Annotated in this window: 9 protein-coding genes; 3 read left to right on the plus strand and 6 right to left on the minus strand. The window is 69.3% G+C overall.

Annotation, left to right across the window (positions count from 1 at the left end):
• Nucleotides 1-100: 100 nt before the first annotated feature.
• Both ACTMO_RS21115 and ACTMO_RS21120 read left to right on the plus strand, forming a co-directional pair.
• On the plus strand, nucleotides 101-2,758 hold the full coding sequence (locus tag ACTMO_RS21115) for a lipase family protein (RefSeq protein WP_033401547.1): 2,658 nt from the start codon (nucleotides 101-103) through the stop codon (nucleotides 2,756-2,758).
• A gap of 60 nt (nucleotides 2,759-2,818) precedes the next feature.
• Entirely contained in the window at nucleotides 2,819-3,328 is a 510-nt protein-coding gene (locus ACTMO_RS21120; RefSeq protein ID WP_019855368.1) for a GNAT family N-acetyltransferase, read from the plus strand.
• A gap of 108 nt (nucleotides 3,329-3,436) precedes the next feature.
• On the opposite strand, the gene ACTMO_RS0114265 is transcribed toward ACTMO_RS21120, so the two are convergent.
• The 6 genes from ACTMO_RS0114265 to ACTMO_RS0114290 all read right to left on the minus strand — a co-directional run bounded on the left by ACTMO_RS0114265 (nucleotide 3,437) and on the right by ACTMO_RS0114290 (nucleotide 10,478).
• Nucleotides 3,437-4,942: an amino acid permease gene (locus tag ACTMO_RS0114265; RefSeq protein ID WP_019855369.1), complete on the minus strand. Its 1,506-nt coding sequence runs from the start codon at nucleotides 4,940-4,942 to the stop codon at nucleotides 3,437-3,439.
• Nucleotides 4,943-5,601: 659 nt separating this feature from the next.
• Nucleotides 5,602-6,870, minus strand: a complete 1,269-nt coding sequence (gene manA / locus ACTMO_RS0114270; RefSeq protein ID WP_019855370.1) for a mannose-6-phosphate isomerase, class I — start codon at nucleotides 6,868-6,870, stop codon at nucleotides 5,602-5,604.
• Nucleotides 6,871-7,029: 159 nt separating this feature from the next.
• Nucleotides 7,030-8,115 carry a hypothetical protein gene (locus ACTMO_RS0114275; RefSeq protein WP_019855371.1) on the minus strand — a complete coding sequence of 362 codons (1,086 nt, stop codon included), beginning with the start codon at nucleotides 8,113-8,115 and terminating at the stop codon, nucleotides 7,030-7,032.
• The gene (locus ACTMO_RS0114280) at nucleotides 8,112-8,339 is read right to left on the minus strand and encodes a Trm112 family protein (protein ID WP_019855372.1); all 228 of its coding nucleotides are present in this window, start codon (nucleotides 8,337-8,339) and stop codon (nucleotides 8,112-8,114) included. Before ACTMO_RS0114280 ends, ACTMO_RS0114275 begins: the two co-directional genes overlap by 4 nt.
• A gap of 114 nt (nucleotides 8,340-8,453) precedes the next feature.
• The gene (locus tag ACTMO_RS0114285) at nucleotides 8,454-9,803 is read right to left on the minus strand and encodes a phosphomannomutase/phosphoglucomutase (RefSeq protein ID WP_019855373.1); all 1,350 of its coding nucleotides are present in this window, start codon (nucleotides 9,801-9,803) and stop codon (nucleotides 8,454-8,456) included.
• Between the two features lie 309 nt (nucleotides 9,804-10,112).
• Nucleotides 10,113-10,478 carry a DUF3499 domain-containing protein gene (locus ACTMO_RS0114290; protein WP_342670111.1) on the minus strand — a complete coding sequence of 122 codons (366 nt, stop codon included), beginning with the start codon at nucleotides 10,476-10,478 and terminating at the stop codon, nucleotides 10,113-10,115.
• A 255-nt stretch (nucleotides 10,479-10,733) separates the two neighbouring features.
• On the opposite strand from ACTMO_RS0114290, the gene ACTMO_RS0114295 reads away from it, so the two are divergent.
• Nucleotides 10,734-11,210 (plus strand): metallopeptidase family protein, encoded by a 477-nt coding sequence (locus ACTMO_RS0114295; protein ID WP_019855375.1) that lies wholly within the window; start codon nucleotides 10,734-10,736, stop codon nucleotides 11,208-11,210.
• Nucleotides 11,211-11,255: the final 45 nt, after the last annotated feature.

Genomic DNA, 11,255 nt, shown 5'->3' on the forward strand with positions numbered 1-11,255 from the left:
GCGCACAATCTCCACCGGAACGCTCGCAACACGACCGTCGAGAAGAGACAATCGGCTGAAGGCGTGTCCCGCACTCCGCCGTCGACCCACAGGAGGAACAGTGCACGTACCCGGGCCGGACACTCGCGTGGTCGAGCTGCGGGTACACGGCATTCTCGGCACGAAACCCCAGGATCTGACGGACTCGGTGGCCTCCGTGGACGTCGCCGGAGACGGGGTCGGGCGCATCGTGCGTCCGGCGGACAGACTGCTGCGGCCCGTTCCGGGACCGGACCTGACGGCGGGCGAACGCACCGTTCCTCGCTCGATCGAGGGATATGTGTGGGGTGACATGACCTCGGGGGGAAGCAAGGCCCTCTGGGCACTGCTGTTCCCCTTCGCCCTGGCGAACATGGCGCACTGGATGCTTCCCCCCACCGAGACGGGGTCACGTCCGCTCCGGTGGCTCGGTGGAACGCTGCGCGCCGGAATCCGCCTGACGGCGCTGCTGCTGACGATGTTGTTCGTCGCGCACCTGACCGTGCTGAGTCTGGATCTGATCGCCTCCCAGTGCCTGCGTCCCGGAGCGGAGTGCCTGCCCCCCTTCCCCGAAGGGGCCCGCGTCTTCCAGGCACCGCGTTCGGTCGTGGCCATGGCCTTCGTCTCGGCGGTGGTGCTGGGAATGCACCGTCTTTCGGCCAGGTCCTGGCGGGTGTGCGGACGGAGGGGACCCGAGAGCACCTCCCCGGCGCGCAGCCCGCGACTGCCCGGTGCCGAGGTGGTGCGCGACCCGGAGACGCCGGCGCTGCGGATACTGCACACGGTGGCCGGGCTGTGCGCGATGCTGCTGATCGCGTTGGGCGGACCCGCCCCCTCCCCGGACCCGCGCTGGTGGGTCACCGCGGTGCTCACCGTCGGGTGCGTGGTCGGTGTGCTGCTGCTGGACGATCCCACCGACTCCGAAGGACGCGCCGAGCCCCCCTTCCGTCGTGCGGTCCGAACGGTGTTGTCCCGCAGACCACGGAGGGTGCTCGTCGCGTTCACGATGCTGGTGGTGCTGGTGACCGCACCGACGGTCGAACTCAACGGCCCGCTCGCCGGTTCCGGACCGGTCATCGAGCTGCTGACTGTCGGGATGCTGGTCTCCTGCGGATTCGTGGCCCTGCTGCTGGTGCCCACCGTGCTGCTGGCTCGCGACCGCTGGCGCGGCCTGCCCGCCCGACTTCGCCCCTGGGCCGGCGGGTGGTTCGCCGCGCCGGTGCTGTTGATCGCCTGCCTGCTGGGGACCGGCTTCGGGGCGGGGCTGACCCTGACCACCCGCGAGGCTCTCGGTGGGCGACCGCTGCTGCCCGACTCCTACGACACCGCCACCCTGTTGTGGGGCTCGGCCACGGCGTTGCTCGTCACGGCCGGGTTCGTCCTCGTCCCCTGGGTCTGGCTCCGCTGGTGGAACACGCTGCGCGGAGCGGAACCGGTCTCCGCCGAGGTCGAGTTGTTACACGCGGGCCGCTCCGCCGACCAGCGCAGCGCCGAGCGAGCGTGGAAGTGGGCCGAGCTGCAACGCGCGCACGGGCACAAGGCGGTACTCGTGCTCGCCGGAGTGCTGTCGGCCGGGGCGGTGACGGCAGCCGCGCTGCGGCTGGGTTTCTCCCACCCCCCGTTCTGGGGTCGCTGGCTCATGGTCCTCGGGGTGGGCACGCTGGCAACCCTGGCCGCGTTTCTTCTCCGCATGGTGTATCTGGCCGTACGCAGACCCGAAGCGGCCCGAGAACTCGGTGTACTGTGCGACCTCACGCTCTTCTGGCCCCGTGAGGCCCATCCCATGGTCCCTCCGTGTTACGCGCTGAAAGTCGTGCCGGAACTGGTCAACAGGGCCAGGGAACACCTGGAGGACCCGCACACGCGCGTGGTGATCACCGGCCACAGCCAGGGCAGTCTGCTCGCCTCCGTCGCGACGGCGCGGCTGCTCCGCGAGCTGGACGAACGGGATCGTCGCCGCGTCGGTCTCGTCACGGCCGGCTCACAGCTACAGTGGGCCTACGCCCGGGGATTCCCCGCCGTACTCGGCCACGACTCCCAGCGGGAGCTGGCCGGGGAACTGGACGGGCGCTGGCGTTCGCTGTGCCGGGGGACCGACCCCATCGGGGGTGGGGTGAGCACCTGGAGCAGGCAGGTCTACGACGGCAAGCTGCTGGGAGTCGGTTTCCGTCCCGACGGGACGACGGGGCCGCTGCCCGCGGCCGCCCGGGGACCGACCGGGGCCCTGGTTCTCGGGGGGGACCATTGGCTGCCGGATCCGCAGCGGGGACCGTTCGAACACCGCCGTTGGATGGCCGGACTGCTTCGCCACTGGGAGTACAGCGGCGATCCGGAGTGGGATCGGGCGGTTTCCATGGCGGCGGGGCTGGAGATTCCCGCCCGGGGGACCCAACTGCCGCTCAGCACGCCGGTGGCCGGGGTCGCGGCCCACTCCCCCACACTCAACGGGGCCCCGCAACCGGCCTCCCCCGACGGCTCTCCGCCCGAGCGGTCGGCTCCCGTCATCCCGCTGGAACCGGCGGCTCCGGAGCAGTCCCCCCTCCGTCACGGGGGCGCGGCCGAGACACGAGGTACCGGTGAGGACACTCCGGCGGAACCACGTCCGGAGCAGGCGGGCGCACCGGCGGAACCGTCCGGGACACGAAGAACCGTTACCGACCCCACCACCGAGACCTTCGACCCTCCGGGAATCACTCCCCCGTGGGAACGGGGGCCGGCGCTGCGTCCTTCCGGGCACTGAAGCCGGTCGACGACGAATCAGGTGGACTTCGTCACCGGCCTCTGAGGAAAATGACGAGTCATGGTGAATATCCGCAGAGCCACCACGGCTGACATCGACGCGCTGGTCGAGCTGCGCGCCCAGATGTTCACGTCCATGGGCAGGAACTCCGACGATCACACGTGGCGCTCGTATGCCGCGGCGTGGTTCACGCGGAAGCTTTCCGCCGAGGAGGCCGTGGTGGTCGTCGCCGAAGTGTCCGACGGCCGGTTGGTCGCCGCTGCCCTGGGAGAGATCAACCACGATCCGCCGAGTCCCTCGAACACCACGGGGATACGGGGGCGGATCTCGAACGTGGTCACGGCCGCCCCGTACCGCCGCAGGGGCTACGCGCGAGCCTGCGTGCGTCAGCTGCTCGACTGGTTCCGCGCCGAGACGGAGGTCGCCGACATCGACCTGTTCGCCACCGGGGAGGGCTCGAACATGTACCGGGAGTTCGGGTTCGAGGCACGTCCCTACCCCGCCATGCGGCTGAGGCTGCCCAGCCGCGCCAGGGGAGCCGGCCACACGGTTCACCAGGGGGTGTCCTGACTCGGCGGCCCGCATCGTCCGTGGTGGAGGTGTTCCGGCCTCCCGTGGGGAGAACCGTCCCGGGGACGGTCCTCCCCGGCGTCGTCACCGGGCCCCTGTGGGGGCGGCTCAGTCGGGGATCTCCCCGGCACGCTCCCGTTCGGCCAGCACCGAGTGGCTGCGGCTGTAGAGGAAGTAGATGACGACTCCGGCCACCATCCACACCGCGAAGCGGATCCAGGTCAGCGCCGTGAGGTTGAGCATCAGCCAGACACAGGCCACCACGGCCAGGATCGGCACCAGCGGCACCAGCGGGGCGCGGAAGCCACGGGGCAGGTCGGGACGTTTGCGCCGCAGCACGATCACCCCCACCGAGACCAGGCTGAAGGCGAACAGCGTGCCGACGTTGACCATCTCGGCCAGCCTGCTGAACGGGAAGAAACCCGCGGCGAGGAAAACCGCCCCGCCGACCAACAGGGTGGTGCGCACGGGCGTGCCGGTGCGCTGGTCGGTTTTGGCCAGGCCCCGAGGCAGCAGTCCGTCCCGGGACATGGCGAACAGCACCCGGGTCTGTCCGAGCAACAGCACCATCACCACCGTGGTCAGCCCGATCAGCGCTCCGAGTGAGATGAGGCTGGCCGCCCAGTGCACCCCGTTGAGTTGGAAGGCGGTGGCCAGGGTGGCGCTTTCCCCGTCCGGACCGGTGGCCAGCTCGGTGTAGTTGGCCATACCGGTCACCACGAGCGCCACCGCGACGTAGAGGCCGGTGGTTATCGCCACCGAGCCGAGGATTCCCCGGGGAGCGTTCCGCTGCGGGTCCTTGGTCTCCTCGGCCGTGGTGGCGACGATGTCGAACCCGATGAAGGCGAAGAACACCAGCGAGGCTCCCGCCAGCAGGCCGTAGACACCGTAGTTGCTGGTCTCACCGCCGACGATCAGCGAGAACAGGGACTGCTCCAGTACCGGCCCGCTCTCGGAGGCCGACTGGGCTTCGGGGATGAACGGTGTGTAGTTGTCCGGTTTGATGTAGGCGATCCCGGCGATGATGATGAACAGCACCACCGAGACCTTGATAGCGGTGATGACCAGACTGACCCGCGCGGAGAGCTTGGTTCCGCTGGCCAGCACGCCGACCAGCACGGCCACCAGCAGCATCGCCCCCCAGTCCAGGTGTAACGGCCCCAGGGGAATCATGGTCTCCACCGGCAGGCCCGCGCTGGACAGGACCTGGTGCAGGTAGGAGGACCAGCCCTTGGCCACGGCGGCGGCGGCGATGGAGAACTCCAGGATCAGGTCCCAGCCGATGATCCAGGCCAGGAACTCCCCGAAGGTGGCGTAGGAGTAGGTGTAGGCACTGCCCGCCACGGGAACGGTGGAGGCGAACTCCGCGTAGCACAGCGCGGCCAGCGCGCAGGCCACGGCGGCCAGCAGGAATGCCAGGGACACCGAGGGTCCGGAGACGTCTCCGGCGGTCTGGGCGGCGATGGTGAAGATCCCGGCTCCGATGACCACGGAGACACCGAAGACGATCAGGTCCCATGTTCCGAGGTTCTTCCGCAGTTTGGTGTCCGGTTCGTCGGTATCCAGGATCGACTGCTCAACTGTCTTGGTTCGCCATAGTCCGTGTCCCGGCACCCTGCCTCCTCGAATCACTGTCGACGCCTGTCGTGTCGAAGTCGGCCGGTTCGCGGAGTCGAGTCAACCTCGCGTCACGGCGTGACACCGGCTCCTCGGCACCGAGCACGGCTTCGGACAGGCTCTCGTGTGAGACCGCACGATAGCGGCCACGTGGTCGTTGTCCATGACGATCGGGAGCACGATCCGCTAACGGGCCCACCGCGTCGGACACGGGGTGGAGAGGACTCCTCCCACGAACCGGCCCCCATGACTCGCGTCCACGATGCGGGAAAACCACCGGCGCCGAACGAGGTGCGCCCGCAGCTCGACCACCCTCGCGGAGCGTTTCCCATACCGTGGGAAAACGTTCCCGTTCCCCCGAAAAGGGTATACCCCGGGTTACGAGATCCCTCGCCCCAGGTATCGGCAGCCCATCCACACGGTGAAGGTCCGATCACGGACAACCACGAAAATCGGCCACCGTGATAGGGTTTCGTGTCTCCCGCGTGCCCCGGCAGACCGTTTCGTCCGGATTTCCGAGGTTCCACGACGTCGTCGGTGACGTGCCTCACCCAAGGAACGGGACAATACCTCTCGCATGATGGGAAAATCGGAAGGCTCCGGGCGACGCCCCCGCAACCTCGGAAGACACACCTACGCCGAACGTGCCCCAGGGTTCACACGAGTCCCGGCGCGGCCCGGAACAACTGGGTCTCGGCGGCCGTGTCGAGCGGACGGGCCACCACACAGGGATCGGAGGCGGCCAACCACACCGAGTCGCCGCGTTCGAGTTCCAGCTCCCGCAGGGAGGAAGGCACACCGTGCCCGTTGACCCCGTGCCCGGTGTTCAACGGTGAGAGTCGCACCCCGCCCCCGGTGCACAGCAGGATCTGCGGCCCCGCCGAGTCCAGGGCCACCTCGGAGTTGTCGCCACAGGGCCAGTCCACCCTGGACAGCTCGAACTCGTCGGCCTCCGTCTGGTAGACGGTCAGGTTCGCGTCGCGCCTCGTTCCCGTCGAAACCCGCATCCGTCCGTTGTCGAAGTCGAGCACCCGCAACAACTCGGCGACGTCGACGTGCTTGGGAGTCAACCCGCAGCGGAGGATGTTGTCCGAGTTCGCCAGGATCTCGATCCCGGTGCCCCGCAGATAGGCGTGCAGGTTCCCCGGAGGCAGGTAGATGGCCTCACCCGGCTGGAGCACCAGCCTGTTGAGCAGCAGGCTCGCGAGCACACCCGCGTCGTTCGGGTAGGACTCGCCCAGTTCCAGCACGGTCGCGCACTCCAGCCGGAACTCTCCCTCGGCACGCACGTGCTCCGAGCAGGCGCGCAACAGCTCCGGCATCAGCGCACGCAGGTTGTCCTCGGGAAGGGTGATCCACGTGGTGAACAGCGCCCGCAGCCCGTCCCGGTCGGGTTGTGCCTCCAGCAGTCCGGTGTGAGCGCGCAGCCCCGGCACGTCGAGCTGGTTCAACAGACGAACGGTGCGGTGGGCGTCGCGGAAGCCGGCCAGGGCGTGGAACTCCGTCAGCGCACAGATCAGCTCGGGTTTGGCGGTGGGGTCAGGATAGTTGCGGTCCGGTGCGTTGCGCGGGATGCCGGCCTCCTCCTCCCGGGCGAACCCCTCGGCGGCCTGCTCGGAGGAGGGATGCGCCTGTAGGCTCAACGGCTCGTCGGCCGCGAGCACCTTCATCAGGAAGGGAAGGCGATTGCCCCACCGTCCGGTGCATCCCCGCCCCAGCTGGTAGGTGGGTTCCGAGTCCAGCAGTCGTACCAGCGGGACCTCGGACCCGTCGTGGCGCAGCAGTCGCGAGGAATCACCGGGATGAGCTCCCATCCAGAGTTCCGCCTCGGGATGGGGTGCGGGTACGGGACGACCGAGCAGCTCCGCGATCGCGGTCCGGGACCCCCAGGCGTACGGGCGTACCGCGTTGCGCAGTAACTCCACTGTCCTTCTCGCTTCCTCGTCTAACCGCGTTTCCCCGCACCGGCCCCGTCCGGTCACACCGGGGACCACTCCGAGGCCCGTTGTTCACCGCACCCGGGGATTCATCGCCTGGTCCCGAACACTCCGAAGGAGCTCCAGGACAACCACCCGTCCCTCGCCTCAGGACGTCGTGAGCATAGGACGCTGGTGACCGTCCAGTAACCCCGAGGCCAGTCCGAGATACACCGCGGCCATGTCGAAACCGACCGCCAGCAGCCCCGCACGCAGCGTCGCGTCCTCCCGCGCCGTCTCCGGCGGGGAGAGCACGTCCGCCCCCGGCAAGGCCGCCGTGGCCCGCTGTTCGAGGAAACCCGCCCGCTCACCGGCCCGGGTGGTCAGCAGGAGGACCCGCAGCCCTGCCGTGCCCTCCCCCGGATCGGCGAACAACTCGGCTTCGCTTCCCGCGCTCGCCGCCCTGTCGTACAGGGCGTAGCGGTTCACGGCCTGGGCGTACTCGCCCACGTCACACGGCACTCCCCCGTAACAGCCGAGCACGAACGCGCCGTGCCCGGCCACGGCCGTGGCCAGCTCGTCCACTCCCCACAGCAACGGCATCCGCTCGGCCAAGCGCAGGGCCAGGTTCTTCGCCGGATTCCGCGAACTCTCGTGGGCGGGATGGGTGGCAGCCGCTCGCTCGTCCAGGGCGTCGGCCAGCTCCTCGGTGTCGATCCGCAGCAGCCCGAGCGCCTCCAACAGGCAGGCCCCCACCGTGAACACGTGGGCGAAGTCCAGTCCGGCGGCCACCGGAATCCGCGGCGACACCGTTCGCGCCCGACCGGCGACGGCGGCGGCCACCGGACCCTCGTCCGGGGTGGCGAGCACCACCCCGGCCCCTCTCCTGCCGGCGACCTCCAACGACTCGGCCAGCTCCCGGTCCCCACCGTCCGGGCCGTGGGCGAAGACCACGTCGAGCGGACCGATCCAGGACGGCACCACCTCGGTACGCACCACGGGTACCGGACAGGACGAGCCGAGCAACGCGGCCAACGAGTCACAGGCGGCCGCGCCCACACCCGGCCGGGAGAGCAGCACGAGAGCACGCGGGCGCTGCCCCCCGAGCACGTCCAGTCCCACCTCGGCCGCGGAGTGCGCCGCCGAGCGCACCTGCGCCCCGGCCAGGGCCGCCTGGCGGAGCAGCCCCTGGGTGTCCGCCTCGAACAGGCGCCGCTGATCGTCCAGCATGCTGTCGTCCAGCACCACCCTCACCCCTTTCCAGGGCCTTCGGAGGGGGTGTCGGCCTCGGGGCCTCCGATCGCCTCCTGCAACAGCAGCACGGGAATCCCGTCCCGGACCGGAAAGCTCCGTCCGCAGGACTGGCAGGTGAGGTAATCGGCGTCCGGATCCGTGGGGAGACCGTCCCGCAGTGGCGCGTTCCGTGGGCAGGGGCACACCAGGATCTCGCGCAGTCGGGGATCCATCGCGATACTCACTGTTCCTCCCGGATGTTCACGCCGCCGACACCGACGGGACGAACACCATCCCACCGACACGCCCGTGGGGCGAGCCTCCATGTGGATAGCGTCGCCCACATTTCCCGTGATCGTTCACCTGCGCAGTATCGTGAGCACTTCGTCACGCAGCGCCGACATCCTCTCGGAATCGGTGGCCTCCACGTTCAACCGGAGAACCGGCTCCGTGTTGGACGGACGGAGGTTGAACCACGAACCGTCCGACAACTCCACGGTAAGCCCGTCGAGCTCGTCGATACGAGCACCGTTACGGTGACGGAACTCCTCGATCACGGCACGCATCCTGCTCGTCTGGTCGTCCACGCGCGAGTTGACCTCGCCGGAGGCGACGTAACGGGAGTAGTCGGACATCAACCCGGCCAGGGTGTCCTGCTGCCCGCCCAACGCGGCGAGTACGTGCAGCGCGGCCAGCATCCCCGAGTCCGCGCGCCAGAACTCACGGAAGTAGTAGTGCGCCGAGTGCTCCCCACCGAAGATCGCACCGGTCTCGGCCATCGTCTGCTTGATGAAGGAGTGACCGACCCTGGTACGCACCGGCTTGCCCCCGTGTTCGCTGACGATCTCGGGAACCGCCCTGGAGGTGATCAGGTTGTGGATGATCGAGGCACCCGGTTCGACCTCCAGTTCCCGGACGGCGATCAGCGCCGTGATCGCGCTGGGGGACACGGCCTCACCGGCGGCGTCCAGCACGAAGCAGCGGTCCGCGTCCCCGTCGAAGGCCAGTCCGAGGTCGGCTCCCACCTCGGGAACCTTGGCACGCAGATCCTCCAGGTTGGCCGGCTCCAACGGGTTCGCCTCGTGGTTCGGGAAGCTCCCGTCGAGGTCGAAGTACAGGGGTACCAGCTCGATGGGCAGTCCCTCGAACACGCTCGGCACGGTGTGTCCGGCCATGCCGTTGCCCGCGTCCACCACCACCCGCAGTGGACGGATGGAGGTCAGGTCCACCAGCCCGCGCAGGTAGTCGGCGTACTCGCGGAGCATGTCGCGTCGGGTGACGCTTCCCTGCGCCCCCAGGAACTCGGGCACTCCGTGGCCGATCAGCTCCTTGATCTCGGACAGTCCGCTGTCCTGTCCCACGGGGGCGGCCCCGGCCCGGCACAGCTTGATCCCGTTGTACTCGGGCGGGTTGTGGCTGGCGGTGAACATCGCACCGGGCAGGTCCAGGTGCCCGGAGGCGAAGTAGAGCATGTCGGTGCTGGCCAAACCGATGTGCACGACATCGATGCCCTGGCCGGTCACCCCTTCGGAGAACGCCGCGGCCAGTTCTGGGGAGGACTCCCGCATGTCGTGGCCGACCACCACGGCGGGTCCTCCGACCAGTCTGGTGAACGCGGCACCGACCTCCCTGGCCAGCTCCGCGTCCAGCTCCTCACCCACCAAACCCCGGATGTCGTACGCCTTGACGATCCCCGACAGGTCCCGCACGCTGCACTCTCCCCGTAAGTTAACGGCACTCTTGCCCGCGTGCCGAGCCTACCGGCGCCCACGGGCGGTGTGCTGTCCGCCGGACGGCCAAGACCACTGCCCGATCAGCCCAGCACCGCCCCTCCGAACCGCCGGACCCCGAAGACACGCGGTTTCCCCGGCCCGACACCAGGCCGCCCGCACGTATGGTCGTCCACCTCCGCGTCCGGGCCCTTCCGGGGGCGCGGCGCCCTCTCCGTCCCGGGGGCGTAACGACTGTGCCAGGACTCACACTCACTCGCCTCCGTGCCTCGCGGAACCGGCGGGGAACTACTCCTCCCCCGGATCGGGCAACGCGCGCAGATGCCCCCGGCGGATCCCCCTGCCGGGACGGGAGCCGGACTCCCCTCCTTCGGAGGGGTCCGTGCGCCCCGCCTCACGAACGGCCTCGGCCAGCGCCGTCAGATCGTCCTCGGAGGGTTGCGCGGCGGCGAACTCCCCTTCGTGCCGCACGACGTGCCACCCCTTCGGGGCGGTCAACCGCATCGCGTGCTCTTCGCAGAGATCGTAACTGTGGGGTTCGACATAGCTGGCCAGCGGCCCGACCACGGCGGTCGAATCCGCATAGGCATAGGTCAGCGTAGCCACCGCCGGGCGGGTACACCCGGTTCGCGAGCAACGCCTCACGCTCCGCACGCCTGGCACCATAGCGCCCTTGTCACGTCGGCACTCGTCGGCACGCGGAAAACACACCCGAACAACCGGGCCTCGGCACCGGCACAGCTCGACAAGACTCCGCTCACCGCCCGTTCACACCGTGGGAATCACTCGTTCAGTGAAGTACGACACGTGGAGAGGACAGGACCGATCTCCCCTGTCGGGGGGCGGGTTTGTCCCCGGATGTGTCCACACGATTGCCATAGCACCACACACGCGGCGTACCCTCGTCGCGTGGTGACCGCACGGGAAACTCGGCAACGGCTCGGGAAGCGTCGGGAACGGCGTGGCCGCGGGCTGCGCGGACCGCTCTATCCCTCCTCACTGCCGGCCGCCAAGAGCCGGTCCCAACGCTTCGACGCGCTCGTGCTGGAAGCGCTGGAACCCATCGAGCAGCGTTGGCAGACGGAGCTGACCCAGCTGGACGTGGCCGTGGACGAGGTACCGGAGGTCGAGGGCACCTCGCCCGAGTCGGTGGTCTGGGGCGACGACGTGGTGCTCGACTCGAACGTGCCGCTGGCCCGTCTCGTCCCCGCTGGGGTGGACCGACGCGGTCTGCCCACCAGGGCCCGAATCGTGCTGTACCGCAGACCGCTGGAAGCCCGGGCACGCAACCGTGCGGACCTGGTGGACCTGCTGTACGAGGTGCTGGTGGAACAGGTCGCCAACTACCTGGGACTCGACCCCGGCGTGATCGGGGGCAACCAGTAGGGCCACCGGCGTGGTCGTCCCCGGTTCCCGGCCGGGGATGAGGGC

It is taken from the genome of Actinopolyspora mortivallis DSM 44261 (assembly GCF_000384035.1).
Lineage (GTDB): Bacteria > Actinomycetota > Actinomycetes > Mycobacteriales > Pseudonocardiaceae > Actinopolyspora > Actinopolyspora mortivallis.